This window comes from Bacillus sp. CDB3, from assembly GCF_002081505.1.
Classification (GTDB): Bacteria; Bacillota; Bacilli; order Bacillales; family Bacillaceae_G; genus Bacillus_A; species Bacillus_A cereus_AT.
Window position 1 is genome coordinate 1 of record NZ_ALBR01000078.1, and the last position, 23,010, is coordinate 23,010.

Consider the following 23,010-nt stretch of genomic DNA (forward strand, 5'->3'; position numbering starts at 1 on the left):
TCGCTTTTCCATTCAGGATCCTTTCTATCCTCTTCATTATAATCAAGAAGACACTCTTTCATTATTTTTGTATCTCTCGGTAACCTTTTTTCTAACTTGGACCATCCGTCGAAGATCATTTTGTTTGGCAAAGGACACACAAATCCTGTAATACAATCCCAAAAAACATCCCAGTTTTCCCCGTACAAATCAGGAAACTCAAGCTTCTCTTTAAGAAGTAAATGCAATTCTTTTGCATTATAAATGTTGCTTACATCTATGACAATAATTGATTCATGTTCATTACTCAATTATATATAAATCATGCTTAGTTAAATTGGGTTGATTTTATAAGGAGTAAAAACCTCTAAATGTTTATTTTATACGTGTATAAATAATCCTAACATCTCCAAAAATTGATATAATGATACAGTTATTAATAGCAATCAGGGAGATATACAGCATGAACTATACACATATGCCAAAAGAAATAGGAATGATTAAGCGGACTCCATTCGCTTCGATACCGAAGAAATCCAGCGGTATTGGTAAGATTGTTAAAAAACAAACAAAAGTGAAGCGCCCTACATTAACCCAAGACGAACAAGAAATTATTGAAAACAAGTTACTATGTTCATTTCTTTCTGAAGAGAAGATATTGATTACTTATTATAGAGATGGTCATTTGCTTACTAGATATATGACTGTAACTGACATAAATCCGATAAAGAATTTAATAACTTGCACTGATGCATCTTATAACAGAGTTTTCCTTAAATTTATAGATATAATTGATTTGAGATAAAAAACATACAGTTTTTCAAATATATCCGGGAATAAAAATGAAAGAATCTTGTATTCAAGGTTACATACAGATAGAGAAAGCTAAAGAAGCATTTAGATAATAGTTGAAGACGCCCGATTAAGGACGGCTTCAACTATTATCTAACTTTGATATATTCATACCACCATTTACCACCTGATCAAGTATCCATCCACCAAGTAATCTTATCTAACTCTGTATTAGGTAAGACATCGGTTTGGATATAACATAGTCCCCTGAATAAAATTCAATATTCCGTCAATACTGTAGACAACCGATTAAGTTACTTTCTCCTTGTTCCCCCTTGGAGAACCGAGCAGTTAGCTTTTGCTGACTGTTCTTTTGTTTGAAATTAAAATAACGTTTTTGTTCCAAATGATGCCCTCATTCATTTGGACACATTTACCAGTATTTTTACCAAAAAATTCATGATATCGTTAATTAGTCGAGTACGTCATTACTTGACGATTACCCTTAGGAGCCCCGCAGACAATCGGGGTTTCTTTTATTTAAATCCATTTTCTCTTTTAGGGTGATATAGTTCTTAAGATCTTGTTAAACCTGTGCAATTACGGTTGGAACTTCATTCTGTTTGACACATATCCCCAGGCTATCTGGACATGATAAAAGATGAGGTGACTGACATGAAGGATAAAATATTAGAATTAGTACCAGGATCGGTAAAAAAATTACTCCAGAAAAAAGTTAAAGATGGAAACCGATGCATCATTGATTTGGTCGTGGATGATGCAACTGCTTATGGATTTGAACCTGAGCAAGTAATCCCTTGTATCATGGCGGGTTATTATGTTTATGAATCTACCACCTATCCCAGTGAAATGGAGGAAGAATGGAAGCTGAACTTGGTTTTTCATGCGGCCAATCGCTCGGCAATGAAGCTTCTGTCTTATGGGAAGTATAAAGCGAAACAATCTGAAAGTGGATGGATGAGATATACAAATCCATAAGGTTTACTTGACATACACTAACTAGCTTGGTGAGCATGAGGCAACGTCACATGCCCATCGACTTGAGATTTTGAAATACCCCCAAGTATTTTGGTGAAAAAAAGCAACATTTAAGTTCCTTATGACATTTTTCTTATATAAGTTGTAACATTGCCTAAACAACAACTACCTTGTGGATTGTTTACTTCACAACCACATCGATTTTCTCTTATATTTTCGCGAATATGCTCTACTGGATTAGGAGTAAGTCCATTTTTCACATATTGTTTGATTTTTTCTTTTGTCCAATCAAAACAATAACAAATGGGTGTAGTTGCTGAGTCATCTTTTTGATTTACAGCTACCTTTATGTCAGATACAAAGTATTTTTTATTATTCGTATCAAAATAGACTACATCACAATCTTCGTTTGAACAAAAATAGTGATTTTCTTTAGCATTTAATGTTTCTAATGCAGATGGTTTAAGCAATGATTTTAGTGTAATCAACTTTACATTCTTAGCTTTATTTTTACATGATGGACAATGACCATTATTTTCAATTTTTATTCCTTTAAGGTTAATACAACAATCTTCCATTATTCTTCCGCCTTTACAATTTATTATTTTTATAAATATTCTTCTGCTTTCTTTTCTAAATCTATTAAAGTTTCGATAATAAAATATTGCATCTATCTCACCTCATATAAAGTATAAACCCTATACCATAGTACAGGGTCAAGGAAAGTATTATTTACTATATTATCGATTTACTTTCTTAAAATAAACTGTCATTATTCAATAAGCCTTTTTCAAAAATATACTCCGATTGCGAAATTCTAAAACTACATTTAGGGCGATTAACCTTTATCACCTCGTAACTCTTTACTACAACGTTTTACAAAAAACGCTTTTATTAAAATAATAATTCCTATACTCAAAACAAGTAATTGATCGAGTGCAATCACATCACGAAAAATTCAACGAAAAACAAAACCGAAGCTAGACATGCACACACATATAAAACCATGAAAAATCTTACTGAGTAGTAATAGGAAGAAATTCGTCATACCCCCTCCATATGGTAATTATTTCATAAAATATTTTAAATCTATAAATTTCCCTGTATAATTTTTGTAAGAATCTTAATCTTTAGAAACGGAGTGAAAAATATGAAAAGTTTTGGTACGTTAGTAATTTCTACCGTCCTTTCAGCAGGCTTATTATATTATAATGTCGATTCTTTTTATAAAAAGTTCACATCAGGGAATACATATTACTGGGTAAACGGTATCCTAGCTGCTGGATTCCTTATATCCTTAATTATCAACATAAAAGATATTATCAAGAAAAACTACACAACTTCTGAATCGAACTAAGGAGCCTATTATGGTTCCTTTTTCTATGCAAAATAAAAAAGCAGCTGTTAAGCCACTTTGAATTCTTCTTATCCCCAAATGAAATGATATATATATTCTCCCGTTACACGTTCATTAATTCCAGCAATCCTAGCGAATCTCATTAATTCCGCCCCTTGAAGAAAATACACCGAAATCGTAACTGGTACTTGTGACCACATGAATTGATAAAGCTCATTCACTCTCTGATTCGTCGAAACGATTAAATCATTTACAGGTCCATGATTCCATGCAGAGGTTTGAACTGAAGTGAACGGAAGGTCTTTCCCATTAACCACTATTCTTGCCACACTTTGAGTTATGTCCACAACAATCCCCTCCACCATTACAAAAATTAGACCTGTTTCTATACTCATATTCTTGATTAATAATAAATGTTTAAGGCAAACACCTATTTTCATTTCTACTCAAAAAAATTTATATAAAATAAAAAAGCAGCGGATTCGCTACTTTAAAGTAAATTAAACTATTCCCTTTTCTTTTGCTATTTCATACAAAACAGTACGGCTAACTCCAGTTTCATTACATATCTTCTTTACGGTATAACCGTTATTCTTACGATCTTTAAATAATCCCAAAGCTTGTTTCATACTTTCATTTGTCTCAGTGTATTTCTTAGGCTTTCCTTTATACACACCACTTTATAAACACTATCTTTTTCTTATATTTTCCATTAGAATTTAATAGAAATATTTCGATAACAAAGGAGCAACGTATGAAGCATAATATAAATCTATGGTCCTTTATTTTTTCATTCGTTTGCATTGCTTTTTTTCTTTTATATCTTGAATTATGCACACCTGAAATGAATGCATCTTTTATAAACGTCGTTTATTTTCACCCTTTATTTTTCGTACTCATTTTTTCAATAGGAACTTTTTTTGCTGGTATTATAGGATTCTCTAAAGTAGATAATTGGATAGCAATGCTTAGAAGCATAGTAACAGTTCTACTAACATTGTTATTATCAGTGTTTTTAACACTAACTTTGATCGTTGGCTATGCATTAAGTTAAACGTAATTCTTCACGAATAAAACTCAATATTCCGTCAATACTGTATATGACATTAGATTTTCTCCTTGTTCCCCCTTGGAGAACCGAGCAGTTAGCTTTTGCTAGCTGCTCTTTGTTTGTAAAAAGCACTCAATTAACTGGGCATACATATAATATTCTGTGTTCCTTTCTCTATATATTGAAATTGTCTTTACAAATGGATAATCTCGTCACGAGAGCACTTTATTAAGTACTCTTTTTGGGTTTTAAACTAATGAAAAATGAAATTTTTACCATGAAGGTAATTGTTAAATATTTTACTCTTATACAGTATAATGGGATAGTTATTGTGTATTGGCATTAAGAGGAGCGTCCTGATTAAGCGCTTCTCTTTTTTTATAAAATAGCTCCAAATTACTTGGACACATTCACCAATTTATTCACCTCGAAATTCATGTTAAAATCCCTTGTGAGTACGACATAACTCAACCCTATGAAGCTCTGCAATATTTGCGGGGCTTCTTTTTTTAACAAACCGTTAGTTGATTACGCTGACTACCTTGATGTACAAAATAACGATTTTGTTTGACTTTAGTTCTTAGATAAAACCGACTAGACACTAACATTTTTATGTAGTACAATTCCTATCAGAAAAATGTTAGGAGATTTATTTATGACTTTTGAAGATAATCGTAAATTAGGAATTCAACAAGGATGTATAGTATTAACAGATCAATCACAATATCTTGTTGTTAAAAAGAATGAAAATTATTCTTTATTAAACATCGCAACTGCGGAATGCATAAACTTTGAAGTTTCACTTGAACATCTTGAAGAAATGGTCCAAGTAGATTTAAAAGAAAAAATTCAAGATATCATTCCACCAGAGAATATTAAAATCGTAGCTCAAAACAGAATATAAAATGTATTTTCTAAGAGCACTTTCGATAGTGCTCTTTTTTCATGAACAGTTTCAAAACAACTATTTTGTTCGACTTTCTATTAAGTTTTTTAATAAACCTTATAAATTTGTAATGCTGATGTCACCTAAATGAATGGTCGCTTGGATAATATTTGTTTAACATGTAAATTGTTAACTTGATTAAACAAAATATCATTAGTAGGTGACACTTTATGAGAAGATCCTGAATTAAACGCAGAAGAAGATAAGATCGTATCCGAAGAAGAAAAAAATATAATGGCTTTAATCGAAAGCCTTCCAGAAGAGGAACGAAAGCTTGGGAGCAATTAGAAATGTACGTTACTTATATGAAAAATAAAAAGAATGACTAATCACAGAAGACAGCCTCACAATGGCAGTCTTCTTTTTATGTATTTTCTTTATATGACTCTTCAAGACATACCTTTAAAATTTCCTCCGCTTTTACTGAAGTCCCCAATTTCAAGCCTAATTTTATTGTTTCTCTAGCTAATTATTCTTTCGTCATCATAAATTCTCCCTGCATCCTCTTTGTAGTTTATGAATTTTCCACTTAAATTAAGTAAAAATCGGATTTCTCCAGTAAGTACGAAAATGAACATGAATTCTTTTTTTACCCATATTATACATGGATGTCTTTTCTTTATGCGTTAAAAAGCCCACCTATTTCCGTAGGTGGGCCTTATCTTTATTACACAATATCAAAGTATACTCTCTTTTTCTCATAAACTTTATGTAATTATACATATTCGTAAAAATTACACCAAATAAATATTACATGTAGTAAAATATAACTTGTGGACACGTTCTATAAAGCAGATTCTCCGATTAGAAGGCGTAACACATCTCACCCATATAGATGTGGCGTTGCTTTAATCTAGCTAGCCAAACAAACGATCTCGATTCTCTTGTATTTGTACACTAACAATCTGGTAAAAATAAATGATTCTGTTTTATAGGGCGTGTTTACTTGATGTCCAATACATATTATTAAAATTAAAGTGGTTCAAGTCAGAGAAAGGCACCTTAAGGTGTCTTTTCTTTATTTTCAAAAGGACCTGCTCAATTATTGTGTAAAAAACATAAAGTAATTTGAATCCGTTAAAATGCATGAATGTACCCTTGTTTTCCCCTCTTATTAAAGGAGGAACTATTATGGGATTTGGTGGTAGTTGTAGTAGTTGTGGCGGCGGCTTTGCTTTACTAGTTGTATTGTTTATTTTATTGATCATTGTTGGAGCTTCTTGCTTCTGCTAAAAAACTATTGGAAAAGACACTCTTATATGGGTGTCTTTTCTTTATAATAAAAAAGCTCTCCATAAAGGAAAGTTTTTAGGTTTATACATTCAAGTCATCCAAATTAGTTATTTACACAACACTTTATCACTTTCGGTCTTTAGTATGAAATACAAATAATCCTTCCGCTATACAAAGTTGCTCAACTAACTTTAATTCCTTAGATTCAAAACTTAAATAGTTAAAAAGGTCGATTAGTGTGTGTGGATTAAAGTTTCACATTATTTCTTCGCATCTTTCATGCTGTAATATCCTAAATTAATAATAATTAAGAAATACCCACCCATAATTCCAGCAGCAAATGTCCACATGAACTTATGATGTTCAATTTCATACATAATAATCGCACCGAGGATCGCGGCTGCAAACCGGTTCATCATTCCAAGCATCGGTGCTTTTTCTTTTTTACAATACTATCCCCAAACTTTTCAATACGCCTTCCTAAAATCCAGGCGCAGTACATACTAACTAGAAGGCCAATGCTTATCCCTACAAAATAGGCTGGAAAAGGTGTCATAAACCACCCCAATAACATCACGCCTAGCAAGCAATACATTTGTATGTTAAATGATCTTAGTGCCATACGAATCATGTTATGCTCCTTATCTTTCTCATTATATTTACGTATCATCAATCCCATCTTTCAGACTTCAAGCTTTCCGGCATATCTTTTTTAAAATGAGGGAATTTGATTTTACTTACCATTAAATAAGCGAGTATGCATGTGCCAAGCGCCACGGAAACTGGATTATTCGAAAAGCATAAAATGAGAAGACACATTGCTGCGAATGGAATGGGCATTCCTATAAAAGTCGGGAGTTTGCTTTGTTGTGTGTTAAATCTAGCAAGCCGCAGCATTCCGCAAATACTGTAAGCCAGCGCACATATCATCCCGATAAACTGTAAATCTTTTAAAGCGACACTATATGCAAGAATAGACGGTGCCACACCAAAGGTAACTAAATCCGCAAATGAGTCTAACTCTCCGCCAATTTCCGACACAGAATCAAGTTTCCGAGCGACCATGCCATCAAAAAAATCAAATAACATTCCTGTAATAATAAAAACTGCTCCCAAATACATATCGTGAACGAAAACAGCATAAATAGCCAAAAGCCCACATACAAAATTTGCTATCGTAATCATATTTGGTATGTAACTCATAACACGCTCCTCCTCCTCTCAACTATCCACTTCATATAGACTTTCTTACTCATTCGGATCAATGTCCTTCTGTTTTTCTTCCAATATAACTTTATTTATTTTCGTTAATGTATCAGTCATTTGCTGCAAAGCTTCGATATCAATTTTCGAGAAATATTTCTCAATTAATACGTCATCTAACTCAGACAACCGCTCTATATACTTACTACCGTTTGGACCAAGTGTAAGGAAATACTCCCGTTTATTATTAGGGTTTACTTGTTTCGAAATCATCTTCTGTTTGTCCAATTTCGATAAAACTTGGCTCACAGCACTTTTAGATATATTAAAAGTACTCGCAATGTTATTTGCTTTCGTGTTTTCATTTAAATTGATATAAAATAGCATGCTCTCTTGCTGCCCTGTAAGACCGAACTCATCCTTTAACTCCTGAAATAGTAAAATGTAGAAGTCATTGTAGGCTCGATTCATTTCATTAATTACTTCTTTATACGATCTAGTCATAGCATTCTTCCTCCAGTCATGCTGTTATTTCGTTTCGCTATATAGTTTAGTTAACTTAACTAAACTATATTACACCTTTATGTTCGTGTAAAGGGAAATATCGCTCCATACTTTTCTACACAATTTGTGTAAATTATGAAATAGGGTACGCTCCCTTACCTTGTTTACTGCTTTTAATGGATCAAATCCCAACATAATATATTATATCTATCATTCCGAATAATCGAACGTACCCATTACTTAAATTCCATATAGACCCATTATTGGTTAAAATGTTATAATTAAATCATCCTACATAGTTACTCATGTTCAGGATGAGTAACTAACGTCTTAATAAGCAATGCGCATAACTCAAATAAAAAAGACACTGCAAAGTGTCTTTTTTATTTACATTAAGTTTCCTTTTTATTCCAAAACCGATATAATAAGATGTAACATTCAATACATATAAAGAGAAATATAGATTTTCCAAATCATTATCCCCCCTGAAAGTACTTCTATTTTGGAGGAACAGAATATGAACAAAAAGTTATTAACATCATTAGTATGTAGCACATTCTTATTTGGATTATCAGCTTGCAGTTCACATGATACATCCAGCAATAACACGAAAAACGAACAAGAGACTTCTAAAAAAACAAAGAATGATGAACTTAGCAACAAGGATCCTCAAAAAGAACTTCCAACCAGTGGAGATTTTTCTGGTATATACATATCTATAGGCCCAGTAGATTCATTAGATGTTATCGGTAATGGAGAAGTTAAAGCACAAGGCGTATTTAAAGTATTAGACCTCCGAGTGCATAATGGTCAAGAGGAACCCATTACACTAAATAGCGACAACTTTACATTAATTGACGGAACCGGAAGAGAATATCACATTTCTAATGAATATCAATTAGTACTTAAAGCTGCTAATACCGCTACATTTAAATTTGGTGTTCTTAATCCTCTTGAAAATTTGGAAGGGAACATTGTATTCGATGTGCCGAAAAATACGCAAGGATTAACTTTAAAAGTTAGTGGAGATACGTTGGGTAAAGGGATCGAGTTAAAAGTGGAATAGTCAAAATAGATAAATCACCTAACATAACAAAAAGTACAGCCTTTGTATTAACTACAGTAGACTGTACTTTTTTATTTGTGATTTTGTGTAACTTACTATCACATTATCCCTTAATTCTTTTGAGAAGATGCTCTCCAATCACGAAACGATGTTGGGCGTCCAGAATAAGCTCTTTGCTTTGGAGCAGCTGGTTTTTCTTCAAGAATAGTTGATTTCTCCTCAGGAGTAGTTTGTTTTTCTTCAAGAATAGTCAAAGCTGTTTGCATTTTCTCCAACTGCTCTTTTAAAGCTTGCTGTTCAATCTTTAAATCCGTAAGTAAACGTAAAATCATTTCAGAATTAGCCATAAAGATCCTCCTTCCCCCAATACACAGAATAAAATAACATATGTAATAAGCGGAATACTCGTGACAAAAATACGCTCGTCAACTCTCTTAAAATACCGAGTACTTTTATTTTTCCAAGGGACCTGCTCAAGTTTATCCGTAAAAACATAAAGTGATATAAATCCATTAATATATGGACTTTATGGAAGGAGGAGTTAATATGGGCTATGGCGGTAGTTGTGGTGGAGGCTGTGGTTTTGGCGGTGGATTCGCTTTACTTGTTGTGCTCTTTATCTTATTAATCATCGTTGGCGCTAGCTGTTGGGGCGGCGGATTCGGCTGCTAATAAGAGGCACTCTTGAGAGTGTCTTTTTTTTATTTCTCAATATGCGACTAACCTATTTGTGTTACTATCAAAGTGCGAGATTCTCTAAGCGTAATATAGTAGTTTACCAACTATGAAAGCCACTGTCACAAGAAAACAGTAGGCTTTTATTTTGTTATTTAAAAAGATGAAAACAGGGATCACCCTTTGCACCAATCAACATTTTAAAATTGACATAGCACTTCATGCACCATATACTGTTAACAACAGTATACTGTCATTAACAGTATAAATTCTAATTCATTTTAGGAGGTATATTCATGAAACATACAGGAAGACATACAGGTGCATTTCTTTTGTTATTTTTAGCAGAAGGTGATAATTATGGCGGGCAACTACTTCAAAAATGTGAAGAAGAACTTCCGGTCAATCCAATCGATAGTGCCATTCTTTACCGCACGCTGAAGAAATTGGAAAACGAAGGTGCGATTGAATCTTACGTAAGTACATCCGTTCCAGATAAACCGAGAAAAATGTACAAAATTACTACAGTCGGCAAAGAACAATTAGCAGATTTCCAAATAGATATTGAGGAAAAAATGAAAAACTTAACCTTTTTCTTAAACAAATATAAAGACTTAAAGGAATCTAACCATGATTAATGGCGCTATTCTTTACACTTTGGCCATTATTCTTACGGGGATTTCTTTTATGAAAGATCGGAATAAAACGAAAGCTGCCCTTTTAAAATCATGGAAAATATTTCGAAACCTCCTCCCTGCCATGCTATCTATTATGCTTTTCGTTGGCTTATCGCTTTCTATCTTAACGCCGTCCTTCATCTCTTCTATCATTGGAGAACAGTCCGGATTGTTAGGTATTGTTTATTCAGCAATACTCGGCTCCGTTGCACTTATTCCAAGCTTTATCGTATTTCCTCTTGGTAATACTTTAGTCCAACACGGCGCAGGCCTTCCTCAAGTTGCGGCACTTATGTCTACACTCATGTCAGTAGGAATTACAACCTTGCCGATGGAACAAAAGTTATTCGGACGAAGCTTTGCTTACGCACGTAATGCATCTGCATTACTCATGTCACTCCTATTCTCATATATCATTTGGGTGGTGATGGTATGAAGGAACTAAAAAGATATCGCTTCTTTTTCATATTACTGCTTGGGCTCCTCTTATTAACTTTTATAAACCAATCTTTAGGATGGAGCGCATTACAACTAACAGGGAATAGTATTTTAGATATGCTATTTCTACTCCCCCCTGTCCTAATATTTGTAGGATTACTTGATCAATGGGTGAAAAAAGAAACGCTCATGAAATATATGGGGGGAAAAAGTCCGGCATATATGGAATCTTATTCTCTTTATTATTAGGCGGAATTGCAGCTGGTCCCCTCTATGTTGCCTTTCCGATTGCAGCACTACTATTAAAAAAAGGCGCAAGCATTAGGTACATCGTATTTTTCTTAGGCGTTTGGACAACTGCGAAATTACCAATTATGGTGTATGAATTTTCTTCATTTGGAGCGACTTTTACACTGATTCATATTGGCTTCGGTCTCGTATTCTTCTATATTATGGGGATTATTTTTGAGAGATTTTATGATCAGGGGCAGATGCTGCAGTATGATATTACGAAAGAAATGTAAAAAGACATCTTTAATCGTAAAGATGTCTTTTTATATAAACCTTAATTCTCGTTCTATAAAATCTGCGCTGCCTTTACTTCCTTTTTCTCTTCTTTTAAGAACAACGATACAACAAAAGCAATAACAATAAAGATTAACCCTAGTGTAAATGCACCTTGGAATCCAGATGTTAAACCGTTTAACTTCTCTACTGGATCCATTGGGTTTGCGGAGCTTTCCATATACTTAGTTGTTCCTGAAGACATTTTCGAAATAAAGATAGCCGTACCAATTGCGCCAGCTACTTGCTGCAACGTATTAAATAGTGCTGTTCCGTGTGGATATAAATCTGGTGTTAATTGATTTAAACCATATGTTTGTGCTGTCATGACAAACATGAGTCCAACCATTAATACGCTATGCATGACAATAATTTGTAGCATTGATGTTTCAGGAGTAATGCCTTTAAATAAGAACATTGCAATCCCTACTAACACAATACCGGGAACGATAACAACTTTCGGACTAAATTTATCAAATAGTTTACCTGCGATTGGTCCCATTATGGCGCTAATAATACTTCCTGGAAGCATTATTAGTCCTGATTTAAAGGCTGTAACGAGTAAAACTGTTTGCAGGAACATCGGTAATAAAGTCATCGTTGAAAATAACGACATCATCACAATGACGATTAATCCAACTGATATTGTAAACATCGGAACTTTAAATGCACGTAATTCTAAAATTGGATTATCGATTTTTAATTGTCGAACGACAAAAATACATAGTGATATAAGCCCAACAATTAAGGCGCCATACACTTTCGCATCCGACCATCCTAAATCACCTGATGCACTAAAGCTATACACAATCCCGCCGAAACCTAATGTCGATAAAAGAATAGATGGATAATCTACTTTCGGCCTTGTTAACTCTGAAACATTTTTAATGTACTTCATTCCAATCATAATTGAAATAATCACGATAGGAATAACAATGTAGAATAACCAGCGCCAATTTAGTGAATCAACGATTACTCCAGATAATGTAGGGCCAATTGCTGGAGCTGACATCATAACGAGTGCGATTAATCCCATTGTGGCACCACGTTTTTCAGGTGGACAAATAATTAAAATCGTATTCATTAATAACGGTGAAATTAACCCCGTCGCTACTGCTTGGACGATACGGCCGACTAATAAAACGGAAAATGTCGGTGCAAATCCCGCAATTAATGTTCCGACTAAAAACGTTACCATAGCGATCAAGAACATTTGTCTCGTTGTGAGCCATTGCTGAAGTAACGCTGTAATCGGGACTAAAACACCAACTACTAACATGTAAGCTGTAGAAAGCCATTGAATAGTTGAAGCTGTTACATCAAATTCTTTCATTAATACCGTTAACGCATTACCAAGTAACGTTTCGTTTAATAATGCAACCATTGCCCCTAAAAGTAACGCAATTAAAATGGGGGTATGCTTCATATTAGAAGTATCAACTTTGCCATTTGCGGGGCTCTTAGTTGTTATATTCATTTGCAAATTCTCCTTCTGTTTTTTTACTTAAAAAGCTTTAAATACACCGGAACACATGTAATATAATATACATATGTAGATTAAAAAGGGAGAATCAATTTTCATCCTTTGTATATTTAATCTACAAAAAAGGAGAATTGTAGATGAACGATAATGAAAAACAACTTGATTTACGTATTAGACGTACACATAAATTACTATGGAATTCCTTATTTGAATTAATGACGCAACCAAAACAAAAATATAGTGCCATCACCATTAACCAAATATGCGATCGCGCGATGGTACACCGAACAACCTTTTATAAACATTTTGAAGATAAAGATGCTTTATTAGCATTTGGATTTAAACGCTATGGCGAAATGATTGCTGAAATACCACTTTTAGATCGATTAAGTAAACCATTTCAAGTGATGGAACAATTCCTACATCATGAAGAAATCTGTAAAATATTTGAGGCACAAATGTCTGATGAACAATTCAATAGCCGCATGTATTATTTAAGTCACGAAACAAGAAAACAAGAAACAGAAGCGCTAAATCGCCTTTGTAAAAATCATACGATGCCAAATGATTTAATAACGGAATTTTATTCAGGAGTAATCACCTCATTAAGTGCGTGGTGGTTTCAAAACGAAAGAAAAGTTCCTGCAGCAGAAATGGATAGGCACTTCCACCAACTTCTTAATCGGGATATTTTTCAGTTTGAAAAGGAATAACTTCAACATCAAAAAAACGCCCATATGAAATGGGCGTTTTGCATACTACTTATTCTTTTTTAACTTCTCTAACTCCAGCTGTACTTCTTCTTGCAAATTTTGATCTAACACTTCTTGTTGATTAGGAGACTTCAAATTATAAAAATAGTTACTAGCAGCTGTTTCTGCTTCTAGTTTTTGCACATAAGATTCAATGCGTGCAAAGCCTTTCGCTGTACTTTCTGTATGGAAAGAATCAATTGCCGTGTTGCTCTCTTTTATCGCTCGCGCCGCATTTAACCGCGAAACAAGAACTAGTTCTTTATATTGCAACTCTCCATATTTCTTTTGCAATTTGTCAATTTGTTCATAAAGCGTCGCTGTCTGCTCTTTTGTTATTTCGTACTGCTTGCGATATAGCTCCGCTTTTTTCTCATTCACGATTTTTTCTTGCAGGGCTAACTGTGCCATTTGATCTTCTTCGCGTGATACTGCAAGCTCAGCTTGGCGAGTTCTCTTCGCAATAAGGGCATCCGTTTCTGAAATTAATGCTTCATATTTCTTCTCTAAATAATATTGATGAGCAAGTGCTTTTTGAGCTTTCGTAATTTGCTGTTCTGTTTCGCGAAGATATTGCTTTAACATGCTAACAGGATTTTCTACCTTATCTAACGTTTGATGCACATCCGCTACCACAATATTTTTAATACGTTTTAAAATACCCATTATTACTTCTCCTCCTTACGAATATTGCGTTCCCATTGATCTAAAATATCTACTTGTTGTTGTACTTGAAAATCGCTGTATAAATCTATATCAGTTGCCATTCTTTTTTCTTTAAACTTTTTATATGCCCAAACAATCATTGCAACAAATGCAAGCATCGGAAGGACCGGTAATAAACCAATAACTAGAAGCAATATGCCTGTCCACTTTTTAACCATATTCCCTTCAGACTTACGAAGCATGAACCATCCGAAAAGAACAAATCCAAACGCTAACAGGAATGGTACAAAGAATAAACCTTCAAACTCTTTTTCATGATGTTTTTCATGATGCTGATTTCGTTCAAAGTTATTAACCTTTTCTTTTTGCGCGATGAAAGCTTCTCTTTCTTTATCGTGAGAAACAGTATACGCCGCTTGCTTATGCTTCTCATGATCCCATCTTTCAAACTTCATACTATGTAATCCAAACAATAGTAATGCTAGAAGTAACGGAAGGATCAAAATCCATTTTAACCAACGCAATTTTTTACGTTTATTCTTTTTCATCTGCTCACCACCATCTATCATTCGTTTTGAAATAAGTAAAAAATGTATTACCTCCCTTTACCTTTGATACATATGAGTGTAAAACTTAGACGTGAGAAGAGAATGAAAGAAACATGATGAATATATGAGAAATATATAAGAAATTTCTCATAATCATTTCAAAACGAAAGAACCCAATCTCTCCATATAAAATAGAGAAATTGGGTTCTTTTTCATTATTTCTATTCACTTTAGAAACTTACATACCGATTTTCTTCAGGTCCGAACTTTCAATGATCGAATGGGAACATCCGTCTTTGCCAATATTTTCGCGACAGATAACGTTTAATGGTACGTAACTTTTTTATATTCATCTTCTTTCATACCTTGAGAAATAACTTTCTTTACAAATTACCCTTGTTTAATATATAGAACAGAACTTTCGAACTAATACACTTGACAGCCCCACCCAATAATGAACGAAATAATTGCAAATCTTATCACTCTAATCATATCAACATACTAAAATAGAAATTTGCCATTCAAACTAAAAAGAAAACAATAACTGAACTAAAAATAAAGCCCCCCTATGAGAAAAAGAATCCCTAATTTGTAAAATTATTGACTGTACCAGCCTCTTTCAGAATCACCATTTCTTTTCATTTGTTTAATATATAATACGAATTTATCTAGGAGGTATCTAAATGATTTCAAATCAAAAAAATGATATATCTAAAGTTAAATTATTTAATAGAGATTCTATCCCTTCGAAATCTAGGAAGTCTTCAAATGTTCTATCAAAAACATCGAAAGGTACTAAAACCATATCAAAACCCGCCAGTTTTCTTAATAATTCATTAGAAACAAATTCGTTATTTAAAGAAAAAGACTTATGTTGTAGACATATTTTAGAACATAGAATCGAGTTGGTTCCTCCCGCAAAAAAAGGAACGACTAATGTTAAGAAGCACTTATTCGCCACAATTAAAAAGGTTTGTTCGGAGGTAGTTGTCATTAGTGGTTTTCTACGTAAGACTATTACTTATACTGCTGTAATGAATGGTCAAGAAATTCCACATCACAAAATTGAAGATGATATTTCATTTGAATATCTTATAGAGTCAGAACATATTCAAGAGAACGATCAATTTGAAATTATTGAACAAAGAATATTAGGGAATGTAATATCTTATGAAACAAATTTTGGCGGAACAAATTATTACCAAGGTATTAAAAATAACCTCACTTTTAATATTCTTGAAAAAGATATTATAAAAATTAGTATAGAAATTTTACCTACTTGTTAAGAGACTAAATAAAGTATACTTGAAACTTTCATATATCCCCCAAAACCAAAATACTTCATCAATAATTATATACTCCTATTAAATTCCCAACATATACGGTGAAGCTTTGTAAACAAAGAAGAACTTTGTTCATTCTCTCTTTTTATTTCTACTTAGCATAGGGCTAAAAAAAGCCACGGTCGCTTCTATGTATGGAAAAATGCTCTCTTATACCTAAAAGATTAGTTTTATATTTCTTATTTGTATTTATAGTAGATTCGCCGTTTCACTTTCTTTCATATTGAATAACTTTAAAAGTAATAGAACTTGTAATAGTTTTTGGTATGTTACAAATCTATTTGTTCTTTCTAGTGTATTAAAGATGTATCTATTATAAAAATTAAGGAGTGAATTCATTAATGGTATGTCCCATAGCTAACCCAACAACTTGCTGTCAAGTCATGATTGAACACAAAACAGATTTAGTTCCGCCAGCACTCGAGAACACAGTTGTTGTTACACAAACCGTTGAAGCTGATATCGAAAATGTTATTCCGGAAAAAGTTGTAATTTGTGGGGTAGTGCATAAAACCTTAACTTATACGGCCGTTTTAGAAGATGATACCCAAGTTCCTAATTTTCAAGTTTTTGATGATATTCCGTTTCAGTGTGCTATTGATCGCGAAGATGCCAATGAAGGGGATCTTTTCGAAGTGACAGGTGCGATAATTCTTGGAGAAATTACTCTTCAAGAACAAAATTTCGGCTTTATTAATGATTCGCGAGTTGCATTTAACTTTAAAGAAAAGGAAATTATTAAAGTCTGTATAAAAAAAATAATTGATTCCTCTGAATTTTGCATTCCAACTGTTGAAGGTAGTAAACCCAAAACAAGTCCAGAAGAGAAAATTAATACTATTATCAAAAACAATCAAGTTCCAAGTGTATTGGCATCCTCTTTTTTTCAAATGGCTCGTCGTTATTTAAAAGGCCTTAAGCCTGTTGATTCTATTGAGACGGCTGCATTTAATGTTTTTCGAAATCTTTCCCCGGCTGTACGTAATGTACTATCATGTTCCGTGAGAAGAGTTGATGCTTTACCAAAAGAAATTCGTAATCAGCTTCTTTCTCCTGGTTTTTCAAGAAACGAGCCAGTAATTCCGGATAAATTAGCTCAACTACTCTCCCAAGAATTGCTTCAAAAAGCAAGCTTGGTAACTTTCGGTGATTCTGAAGGTTTAACTAATGAAAGGCCTGGACGGCCAAGAATTATTAGAGGACCGGATAATGAACCATTTGTACCACCAAGTGTTTGTATTGTTAACGAATATCGTACCAACTCTTTTTCAGTTGATCCCAATTTTTTTAGACCCGACGAGTTCCAACAAGTATGTCGAATTGATTCCAATAATCAAACAGTTTGCGAAATTCAACCTCCACCATGCCCTGGGAATAGCATTATTCCTGGTCTTGGACAACCCCCAATCTGTTTACGTGTACCTGATGTTTCTCCAGGTAATGCTGTAAAACTACAAGGGGTCAACTTTATTGATGTTAATGGACAAGTTCGTATCACTTCTAAATCAGGAGCCGTTGCGCCCCGCTTAGTTGATGCACATGTATGGGGAGATGTTACAACCCCTGTAACTGAGATAGTCGATGGACAAGAACGAATTATCAATGATTGTAGAGTCAAAGATGTCATTACTTTCAAAGTCCCCGAAGATCTCATTCCAGGTATTTATAGCATCGAAGTTATTATACAAAATAATACAGGTGTCGGTTTGCCTGGACAACATGTATCCGAAAAACAATATATAAATATTTTACCTCCTCCAACAGCTACTTTTCAGGTCTCTAGCGTAAGATTGGATATCCCTGAAGAAACAAGTGGCCCTGGTTCTGATGAGGTAGGCATTCGTGTTTTGTCGATTCCAATTTCCAACGATTTAACTCCTGGTGAGATTATTACAAATAACTTTAGATTTAATGATGTTGATTCAGGAGAAAGTCGTGATATGACTCGAAACCTTATTCAAGGTAGCAATCTTGGTGGAATTTCTTTGGCTATTATTGGTTATGAAATTGATAGTGAGGATGCTTACGAGGCACAAATCCAAGAATTTGCAGACGCCTTTGAACAAGTTATAAAAAGTAGCTGGAATCTAGTTGCAGATGCAGTTGGAGCAGTAGCAGGTCTTGTGGCTGGTGCACTTCTAACAGCAACTTGGGGTTCTGTTATAGGCGCTGCGATTACTTTAGCTATATTAATCTTTGCCGCATTATGGGCTCCTGCTGATCTTATTATTGAAGATTTTATCGGCTTAAGTATTCTTGATTTGGCTACTATGACAAGTGCTAATTTTCCTATTCAACCAAATCGCCAATTCACCTCACCAGGTGGGATTGATGTAAGTATTGGAACAGTTAGTAAAAATGCTACACAAACTGTTGAAAAACGTGATTATCATAGTGATGAGGAAGATAGTCATTATCAAATTACTCTTCGTTATATTCGTTTAGTTTAAATATAAATATTTTATGTAAAGAGGATACAGACCATAAACAAAATTCCCTGTCGAGGAAATATTAAATATCTTAGTTGGAGTTTGGGTACTCTGCAATTAGATAATGAATCCACTGACGACGGCAAGATTTCATCCATGTCCTCTTTATTGTTTAATACGACGTTGGGAAGTGCTTCAAATAAGTAACGAAGATAATGATAGGGACTTAAATTGTTCTCTTTTTTAGCTTCAAAGCACACTATACATGATGGCACCTCGCAGTGAATTTGAGAACATCCAATTTTTTCTCCCGATTACAAATGGTTTAATAGAACGCTCACTTCTATAGTTATCGATTTCTAAACGACCGCCTAATAAGAAATCTTCAAGATGATTCCCATTGATTCAAACAATAAGTGATGACCTTTCCTAACGCACTTTTTGGTAAAACACAATCTTTCTGTTCATGAAACCATGCTGAAAAAAGCCCAGGATGGGGCTGCTTTTTTCAAGTCTCTGCCTATATCATTCGGTAGGAGACATGTTTGAGCGTCCTTTCAATCGAATAGAGTTGATTACAGAAGTGTAAACCTTCACTCGCGTCACTTTTTTCCTCTTCTTTGAATCAGGTAAAACCTTTAAAGGTTCATCAAACTTTCGTCTGGTATGTACCCAACATCCCACAAGGATGACATCCGGTACTTGATTATCCATCTGCTTGTAAATACCCTTGAAAACCAGTTAAAAACGTTTCGGATACACTCCTGCTCTTGTAGGCTAATAGTCATAGAGGAGTGTCCTGTACGGTATAACCATAGATAAGGCGTAATTGTTGCTGTGGGTTATAAGAAGAATATAGAATAGGTATCTCATTTATTGAATAGGCACTATCTTCCCTTCTCCTAGCCAAAACTCAACTAAAGAATATCATATATAATTCCTTTTGATGGAGAAAAAAACGTCGATAAATTTCTATTTAAAATATTCAGAATTGATATTAAAATAAACGATAGGGATAGGGGTATGGAATCATAAATTATACATAACGAGGGACTAGAAATGAAAATTCAATTAAAAGCTGATTTAATGCTACTACTAGTTACATTTTTTTGGGGTGCATCCATCCTACTTACAAAGCTTGGACTTGATGGTATAGAAGAATATAATTTAATCGCATTACGATTTATTATCGCTTTTCTTTTATCAGGTTTAATATTTTACAAACATTTATTCAAAATCGATTTTAAAACTGTAAAATATGCATTTATATTGGCCTCTGTTTTATTTATCGTTTACATTTTTGCGACGTTTGGCACAAAGTATACAAGCGTTTCTAATGCTGGTTTCTTACTATGTCTCACAGTCATTTTCATTCCCATATTATCAGCTATATTTTTAAAACACATTCCTGAAAAGAAAGTTATATTAGGAATTGTGTTAACGATAATAGGAATCGGCTTATTAACATTAACTAGCGAATTCAAGATCGGTAATGGCGATATATTCTGCATATTGTCTGCTTTATTTTATGCCATTCACGTCATTATTACTGGAAGTGTAACGAAACATGTGAACTCGATTGCGCTCGGGGTCATACAACTCGGTTTCGTCGGCCTATTTAGCCTTATTTTTTCATTCATTATAGAAACGCCAAAGCTTCCTGGCACGATCGACTCATGGCTAATCATCTTAGCCTTAAGCATATTTTGCACCGCAGTCGCATTCATCGTGCAAGTTATCGCCCAGCAATACACTACGCCTACCCATACAGGACTTATTTTTTCATTAGAACCTGTCTTTTCCGCAGGATTTGCCTTTGTTTTCACAGGCGAAACGCTCACTGGGAAAGGGTATTTAGGGGCGACGCTTATATTGTTGAGTGTGTTGATTGCTGAGTTGGATTTTAAGAGTTTGTTGAGGCCTAATTATAAGAAGAATATAGAGTAAACATTTCACTATGATCAATAAACATACCCCAGAAAAATATGAGTTTATATTATTTTCATTCTCTTAACTTAAATTTTCTTTTAAATGAGCCTTTTTTTAGATGCTATCTTCGAATAAGGTAGCATCTAAAAAATGTTAAAAGAAATTTCCCCCTAGTATCTTCTTATATTTTATGTAGCCTTCATATTTGACCTTGTCTACGTTCTTTGAAGTGAAGATGTTCAAAATTACTTACTGAATATAGTCATACAGATTTTTCGCTAACAATAAACAAGTTACTGTAATGAAAAGAGCACGAACATACCCGCTTCCTTTTTTTATAGCAAATTTGGAGCCAACAATCCCTCCAGCAATTTGAGCAATCCCCATTATAAAACCATACACATAGTTTACTTGCCCTACATACATAAACATCAACAATGCACCAACATTACTTCCTAAATTAAGAAGCTTCGCATTACCTGCTGCTTTTAAAAAATCATACCCAATAAATAAAAGAGAAAACATTAAAAACGAACCTGTGCCAGGACCTAGAAATCCATCATAAAAACCAATAATAAAAATAAAAAAAGTAAAAATAATGAAGTGTCGACCGGACAATTTCTTATGAGTGGAAACACTACCCCAATCTTTTTTGAAAATCGTATAAATAGCAACCACACCAAGCATGATCAACATCAATGGCTTCAGCACTTCTGGGTTCATTAAATGAACGATCCATGCCCCTATTATGGAACCTATGAAAGTGAGTGGAAATAATTTAAACGCCGATTTCAAATCAAGATTACCAGAACGATAAAAAACAATATTACTAGTTGCACACCCCATTGTCGACGCTAGTTTATTCGTAGCTACTGCACTTGCTGGATTCAGTCCTGTAAATAATAAAGCTGGTAAAGCAATCAGTCCTCCACCACCTACAACTGAATCAATAAATGCAGCTAAAAATCCAAAAGCAATCAAAATAATTAATACTGATGGGTCTAAATAAAAATCCATACTATTAACCTCCCCTTTAGTCACTATTCGAATAGTAACTAATAATTTGCTAAATGTAAACAGTTATTGTAACGTTGAAATATAAAAGCAAACATCGGAGGACGAAAAAAGTGGACTACATAGTGCAACAGCTTAAAAAAATTGGTTTTAATGAATATGAAGCTAAATCTTATGTATCTCTTGTTAAACAGGGGCCTGTCACAGCCTACCAAGTGAGTAAGGATTCGGGTATCCCAAGAGCGCGAATTTATGAGATTTTGGGTAACCTTGTAGAAAAAGGAATTGTCATGAAGGAAGAAATAAATGACACCACTCGCTATTCACCTCTACCTGTTGAAATCTTTTTACAAAAGGCGCAATCAGAATGGCAGTCTACTTATGAAGGAATCAGTGATTCATTAAAAAAACTAGAAACTTTCGAGGAAAAAACAGATAATCGAGTGATTACTTTAAAAGACAATAAAACAATAATTAGCTACTGTCAGGCATTAATAAAAAAAGCAGAAAAGCGTATTGTCATTTCGATGTGGGATGAGATGTATGAAGCGTTAAAAGAGGAACTATCTGAGGTAGCTGATAAAGTCACGATACAAGGTATTACCCTACATGTTGAAAATCCTATTAAAAATCTAGAAACTCACCGTATAACACCTTATACAGAAACCCGGTCTACAGAACATTGGTTTATTTTATCAATAGATTCTAAAGAAATGATTTATGGCCCATCACTTGAGGAGCGTAATGTTGCTTTTTATACAGATGACCCTGTTCATATATACCTATTAGAGGATTATGTGTGGCATGATGTGTTAGTGAATCGACTTGTCCGACGTAGCCAAGACAATTTGGAACAATGGATTACTACAGAGAGAAAATCCTTCTTTATGGAAAAATAAGAAACATATTCAAAGGGTTCCGCCAGTTAATAAACATTTACAAGAGCAAATCAAAAATTTACGTATTAAACCTAATAACTTCTCCATATAAAAATAGCCGACTATTATATAGTAAACAGTCGGCTATTTTTAGTATATTGATTTATACAGACGCTACCATTTTCTCTTTGCGAAAAATCCCCATTAACCCACCGATAAGTCCTAATACAAATTCCGTTGTGCGTTTCATTATATATATCCTCCCTTTATCTCATTCCCATTTTCGCTTTACTCGTAGCAAACTTTCATCCATCTTTTCCAGCAAATGTAACGTTAAAAATTGCTCCAAGCTCACCACTATAATAGATAATTTTCGAGTATTTCCCCATAAGCTCTTTATATTTTTTTCTTGGTCTGCGTCACCGTCTAAAGTACCTTTAACAAATTTGTACATTGATAAATCGCTATAATAAAAAGAGCTAGT

At 33.9% G+C, this 23,010-nt stretch carries 25 protein-coding genes and 6 pseudogenes; 17 read left to right on the top strand and 14 right to left on the bottom strand.

Annotated features, from left to right (window positions below; all coding sequences use genetic code 11):
• The coding region (locus CDB3_RS19365) for a barstar family protein (protein ID WP_128855617.1) at nt 1-290 on the bottom strand (290 nt) is incomplete at its 3' end.
• Between the two features lie 152 nt (nt 291-442).
• Here CDB3_RS19365 and CDB3_RS19370 point away from each other — a divergent pair.
• A complete protein-coding gene (locus CDB3_RS19370; protein WP_128855618.1) occupies nt 443-784 on the top strand; it encodes a YolD-like family protein in 342 nt (113 codons plus the stop codon).
• Nucleotides 785-962: 178 nt separating this feature from the next.
• On the opposite strand, the pseudogene CDB3_RS19375 reads toward CDB3_RS19370, so the two are convergent.
• A pseudogene (locus CDB3_RS19375) lies at nt 963-1,037 on the bottom strand (N-acetylmuramoyl-L-alanine amidase C-terminal domain-containing protein); the annotation flags it as partial.
• A gap of 409 nt (nt 1,038-1,446) precedes the next feature.
• Here CDB3_RS19375 and CDB3_RS19380 point away from each other — a divergent pair.
• Nucleotides 1,447-1,770, top strand: coding sequence for a hypothetical protein (locus tag CDB3_RS19380; RefSeq protein WP_002110670.1), 324 nt, complete (start codon nt 1,447-1,449; stop codon nt 1,768-1,770).
• Nucleotides 1,771-1,889: 119 nt separating this feature from the next.
• Here CDB3_RS19380 and CDB3_RS19385 read toward each other — a convergent pair whose 3' ends face one another.
• The gene (locus tag CDB3_RS19385) at nt 1,890-2,348 is read right to left on the bottom strand and encodes a putative iron-sulfur cluster-binding metallochaperone (RefSeq protein WP_128855619.1); all 459 of its coding nucleotides are present in this window, start codon (nt 2,346-2,348) and stop codon (nt 1,890-1,892) included.
• Between the two features lie 572 nt (nt 2,349-2,920).
• Between CDB3_RS19385 and CDB3_RS19390 the strand changes: the two genes are divergently transcribed.
• Entirely contained in the window at nt 2,921-3,127 is a 207-nt protein-coding gene (locus CDB3_RS19390; RefSeq protein WP_128855620.1) for a hypothetical protein, read from the top strand.
• 68 nt (nt 3,128-3,195) lie between these two features.
• On the opposite strand, the gene CDB3_RS19395 is transcribed toward CDB3_RS19390, so the two are convergent.
• On the bottom strand, nt 3,196-3,567 hold the full coding sequence (locus CDB3_RS19395) for a hypothetical protein (protein ID WP_128855621.1): 372 nt from the start codon (nt 3,565-3,567) through the stop codon (nt 3,196-3,198).
• A 60-nt stretch (nt 3,568-3,627) separates the two neighbouring features.
• Nucleotides 3,628-3,804 (bottom strand): annotated as a pseudogene (locus CDB3_RS33255) (HNH endonuclease); the annotation flags it as partial.
• 77 nt (nt 3,805-3,881) lie between these two features.
• Here CDB3_RS33255 and CDB3_RS32460 point away from each other — a divergent pair.
• From CDB3_RS32460 to CDB3_RS19415, 4 genes and pseudogenes are all read left to right on the top strand, one after another.
• Nucleotides 3,882-4,181 (top strand): hypothetical protein, encoded by a 300-nt coding sequence (locus CDB3_RS32460; protein ID WP_097829870.1) that lies wholly within the window; start codon nt 3,882-3,884, stop codon nt 4,179-4,181.
• Nucleotides 4,182-4,833: 652 nt separating this feature from the next.
• Nucleotides 4,834-5,082 carry a hypothetical protein gene (locus CDB3_RS19410; RefSeq protein WP_097829869.1) on the top strand — a complete coding sequence of 83 codons (249 nt, stop codon included), beginning with the start codon at nt 4,834-4,836 and terminating at the stop codon, nt 5,080-5,082.
• A 216-nt stretch (nt 5,083-5,298) separates the two neighbouring features.
• A pseudogene (locus tag CDB3_RS33135) lies at nt 5,299-5,453 on the top strand (helix-turn-helix domain-containing protein); the annotation flags it as partial.
• 802 nt (nt 5,454-6,255) lie between these two features.
• Nucleotides 6,256-6,357, top strand: coding sequence for a YjcZ family sporulation protein (locus tag CDB3_RS19415; protein ID WP_000505688.1), 102 nt, complete (start codon nt 6,256-6,258; stop codon nt 6,355-6,357).
• Nucleotides 6,358-6,617: 260 nt separating this feature from the next.
• Here the strand turns inward: CDB3_RS19415 and CDB3_RS19420 are convergent.
• From CDB3_RS19420 to CDB3_RS19430, 3 genes and pseudogenes are all read right to left on the bottom strand, one after another.
• Nucleotides 6,618-6,988 (bottom strand): annotated as a pseudogene (locus tag CDB3_RS19420) (ATP synthase subunit I).
• A gap of 38 nt (nt 6,989-7,026) precedes the next feature.
• Nucleotides 7,027-7,560 (bottom strand): CDP-diacylglycerol--serine O-phosphatidyltransferase, encoded by a 534-nt coding sequence (pssA, locus tag CDB3_RS19425; RefSeq protein ID WP_128855622.1) that lies wholly within the window; start codon nt 7,558-7,560, stop codon nt 7,027-7,029.
• Nucleotides 7,561-7,605: 45 nt separating this feature from the next.
• Nucleotides 7,606-8,064: a MarR family winged helix-turn-helix transcriptional regulator gene (locus CDB3_RS19430; RefSeq protein WP_128855623.1), complete on the bottom strand. Its 459-nt coding sequence runs from the start codon at nt 8,062-8,064 to the stop codon at nt 7,606-7,608.
• A gap of 517 nt (nt 8,065-8,581) precedes the next feature.
• Between CDB3_RS19430 and CDB3_RS19435 the strand changes: the two genes are divergently transcribed.
• Nucleotides 8,582-9,130 carry a DUF4352 domain-containing protein gene (locus CDB3_RS19435; protein ID WP_128855624.1) on the top strand — a complete coding sequence of 183 codons (549 nt, stop codon included), beginning with the start codon at nt 8,582-8,584 and terminating at the stop codon, nt 9,128-9,130.
• A 110-nt stretch (nt 9,131-9,240) separates the two neighbouring features.
• Here the strand turns inward: CDB3_RS19435 and CDB3_RS19440 are convergent, their stop codons facing one another.
• Nucleotides 9,241-9,477, bottom strand: a complete 237-nt coding sequence (locus CDB3_RS19440; protein ID WP_098500804.1) for a preprotein translocase — start codon at nt 9,475-9,477, stop codon at nt 9,241-9,243.
• 199 nt (nt 9,478-9,676) lie between these two features.
• Between CDB3_RS19440 and CDB3_RS19445 the strand changes: the two genes are divergently transcribed.
• The 4 genes and pseudogenes from CDB3_RS19445 (at nt 9,677) to CDB3_RS19460 (ending at nt 11,444) form a co-directional block, all read left to right on the top strand.
• The gene (locus CDB3_RS19445; protein WP_000540377.1) at nt 9,677-9,802 is read left to right on the top strand and encodes a YjcZ family sporulation protein; all 126 of its coding nucleotides are present in this window, start codon (nt 9,677-9,679) and stop codon (nt 9,800-9,802) included.
• A gap of 299 nt (nt 9,803-10,101) precedes the next feature.
• A complete protein-coding gene (locus CDB3_RS19450) occupies nt 10,102-10,443 on the top strand; it encodes a PadR family transcriptional regulator (RefSeq protein ID WP_128855625.1) in 342 nt (113 codons plus the stop codon).
• Complete coding sequence (locus CDB3_RS19455) at nt 10,436-10,918, top strand: hypothetical protein (RefSeq protein ID WP_128855626.1); 483 nt, start codon at nt 10,436-10,438, stop codon at nt 10,916-10,918. The genes CDB3_RS19450 and CDB3_RS19455 overlap by 8 nt, the downstream gene beginning before the upstream one ends.
• Nucleotides 10,915-11,444: pseudogene (locus CDB3_RS19460) on the top strand (permease). The gene CDB3_RS19455 and the pseudogene CDB3_RS19460 overlap by 4 nt, the downstream one beginning before the upstream one ends.
• 53 nt (nt 11,445-11,497) lie before the next feature.
• Here the strand turns inward: CDB3_RS19460 and CDB3_RS19465 are convergent.
• Entirely contained in the window at nt 11,498-12,961 is a 1,464-nt protein-coding gene (locus CDB3_RS19465) for an MDR family MFS transporter (RefSeq protein WP_128855627.1), read from the bottom strand.
• Nucleotides 12,962-13,104: 143 nt separating this feature from the next.
• Between CDB3_RS19465 and CDB3_RS19470 the strand changes: the two genes are divergently transcribed.
• Nucleotides 13,105-13,680: a TetR/AcrR family transcriptional regulator gene (locus CDB3_RS19470; protein WP_128855628.1), complete on the top strand. Its 576-nt coding sequence runs from the start codon at nt 13,105-13,107 to the stop codon at nt 13,678-13,680.
• A 45-nt stretch (nt 13,681-13,725) separates the two neighbouring features.
• Here the strand turns inward: CDB3_RS19470 and CDB3_RS19475 are convergent, their stop codons facing one another.
• Both CDB3_RS19475 and CDB3_RS19480 read right to left on the bottom strand, forming a co-directional pair.
• Complete coding sequence (locus CDB3_RS19475; RefSeq protein ID WP_128855629.1) at nt 13,726-14,385, bottom strand: PspA/IM30 family protein; 660 nt, start codon at nt 14,383-14,385, stop codon at nt 13,726-13,728.
• A 2-nt stretch (nt 14,386-14,387) separates the two neighbouring features.
• A complete protein-coding gene (locus tag CDB3_RS19480; RefSeq protein WP_128855630.1) occupies nt 14,388-14,933 on the bottom strand; it encodes a hypothetical protein in 546 nt (181 codons plus the stop codon).
• A gap of 683 nt (nt 14,934-15,616) precedes the next feature.
• On the opposite strand from CDB3_RS19480, the gene CDB3_RS19485 reads away from it, so the two are divergent.
• Both CDB3_RS19485 and CDB3_RS32465 read left to right on the top strand, forming a co-directional pair.
• Nucleotides 15,617-16,219, top strand: coding sequence for a hypothetical protein (locus tag CDB3_RS19485; RefSeq protein ID WP_128855631.1), 603 nt, complete (start codon nt 15,617-15,619; stop codon nt 16,217-16,219).
• A gap of 440 nt (nt 16,220-16,659) precedes the next feature.
• Nucleotides 16,660-18,726 carry a hypothetical protein gene (locus CDB3_RS32465; protein ID WP_256869883.1) on the top strand — a complete coding sequence of 689 codons (2,067 nt, stop codon included), beginning with the start codon at nt 16,660-16,662 and terminating at the stop codon, nt 18,724-18,726.
• A gap of 11 nt (nt 18,727-18,737) precedes the next feature.
• On the opposite strand, the pseudogene CDB3_RS33260 reads toward CDB3_RS32465, so the two are convergent.
• Nucleotides 18,738-19,541, bottom strand: a pseudogene (locus tag CDB3_RS33260) (IS66 family transposase); the annotation flags it as partial.
• 223 nt (nt 19,542-19,764) lie between these two features.
• Here CDB3_RS33260 and CDB3_RS19500 point away from each other — a divergent pair.
• Nucleotides 19,765-20,652: a DMT family transporter gene (locus CDB3_RS19500; RefSeq protein ID WP_128855632.1), complete on the top strand. Its 888-nt coding sequence runs from the start codon at nt 19,765-19,767 to the stop codon at nt 20,650-20,652.
• A gap of 231 nt (nt 20,653-20,883) precedes the next feature.
• Here the strand turns inward: CDB3_RS19500 and CDB3_RS19505 are convergent, their stop codons facing one another.
• Nucleotides 20,884-21,651, bottom strand: a complete 768-nt coding sequence (locus CDB3_RS19505; protein WP_128855633.1) for a TSUP family transporter — start codon at nt 21,649-21,651, stop codon at nt 20,884-20,886.
• 110 nt (nt 21,652-21,761) lie between these two features.
• Between CDB3_RS19505 and CDB3_RS19510 the strand changes: the two genes are divergently transcribed.
• Nucleotides 21,762-22,547, top strand: coding sequence for a TrmB family transcriptional regulator (locus CDB3_RS19510; RefSeq protein ID WP_128855634.1), 786 nt, complete (start codon nt 21,762-21,764; stop codon nt 22,545-22,547).
• The last annotated feature ends 463 nt before the right edge of the window (nt 22,548-23,010 follow it).